The following is a 1503-nucleotide window of genomic DNA, read 5'->3' as shown; positions in this document are numbered from 1 at the left end:
GCCGGGCCCCGCCGGGTCCGGTAATCTGAGTCCCGCCGTACGCCCTCGTACGGCGGGAGGAGATTGATGCATGACTGGTCCGCAGAACTCTGACCGCACCGACGATACATCCGAGGACACGCGGGATGACCGTCCGGAAACCAAGGATGAGCTGGTCGACGAGTGGGGTGACGAGTCCTTCCCCGCAAGCGATCCCCCCGCCACCCCCTGACCCCGACCCCCTGACTCAGCGCAGTATCTCGAACTGCTCCGACACCGCCCGCAGTGCAGACGCGCTGCGGGCGAACTGTTCGATCTCGGTGGCGTCGAGTTCCAACTCCACCACGCGCTGGACCCCGGTCCGGCCGATCACCGCGGGGACGCCGATGAAGATCCCGTCCTGCCCGTACTCGCCCCGCAACAACGTGGAGACCGGTAGCGACACCTGCTCGTTGCGCAGCACGGCTCGCGTGATGCGGGCCAGCCCCATGCCGATGCCGTAGCTCGTGGAGCCCTTGGAGTCGATGATCCGGTAGGCGGCGTCCCTGGTCTCCGTGAAGATCCGGGCCAGTCGTTCCCGCGTGGCCGGGTCCCCGTCGAGATCCCGGCGCAGTGGCACCCCCGAGACGTTGGCGGACGAGAAGACCGGCAGTTCGGTGTCACCGTGCTCGCCGATGATCGAGGCGTGCACGCTCATCGGGGCGACGTCGTAGTACTCGCCCAGCATGAAGCGGAAGCGCGCCGAGTCGAGGATCGTCCCGGAGCCGATGACCTGTGCGGAGGGAAGGCCGGAGTAGCGCCAGGAGGCCTGGGTGAGGATGTCGACGGGGTTGGTGGCCACGAGCAGGATGCCGTCGAAGCCGGTCGCCATGACGTCGCCGACGATCCCCTCGAAGATCGCCATGTTCCTGCCGACCAGGTCGAGTCGCGTCTCGCCGGGTCGCTGGGCGGCGCCGGCGCAGATCACCACCATCGTGGCGTCCGCGCAGTCGTCATAGGTGCCCTCCGTGACGAGGGTGGGGGAGGGGGCCCACACGACGCCGTGGTTGAGATCCATGACCTCGCCGACCAGTTTGTCGTGGTCGATGTCGATGATGGACAGGTGGTCGGCCAGGCCCTGGTTGACGAGCGCGTACCCGTAGGCGATGCCCACGTCCCCGGCGCCGATGAGCACGATGCGGTTCCCGATGGAGGCCTTCATGGTTCCCGAGGGTAGAGGCTCCGGGTGAACGCCGAGGGGCGGCGACTGGAACGGCGACTGGGGGCGACGACGAGGAGAACCCTGTTCGAACAGGTGTTCTTGCGCCGTGTCGGACCGGTGGTGTTCACTGTTCCCCGTGATCGAAAAATAGTTCGATCAGAGCGGTTGGCGGCGTGTCGTCCGGGTCGGGAGGTTCTGGTGATGGTAATGGGCACTTCTGCCGTCGACATGTCCGGCCTCGGCACGGCGGACCGCGTTGCTGAGCTGCGTCGCCGACTGGCCGCGATGCCGGGCGGGGGACCGCCCGCCGCCGCACGCTCGGG

At 67.9% G+C, this 1503-nt stretch carries 1 protein-coding gene; it reads right to left on the bottom strand.

The features are described 5' to 3' along the window. Positions 1-226: 226 nt before the first annotated feature. The gene (locus G6026_RS13355) at positions 227-1180 is read right to left on the bottom strand and encodes an L-lactate dehydrogenase (protein WP_095717867.1); all 954 of its coding nucleotides are present in this window, start codon (positions 1178-1180) and stop codon (positions 227-229) included. Positions 1181-1503: the final 323 nt, after the last annotated feature.

Source organism: Dietzia sp. DQ11-38-2, from assembly GCF_014145055.1.
Taxonomy (GTDB): Bacteria; Actinomycetota; Actinomycetes; order Mycobacteriales; family Mycobacteriaceae; genus Dietzia.
Note: the sequence above shows the minus strand (reverse complement) of the source record. Positions and strands in the feature narration are given on the sequence as shown.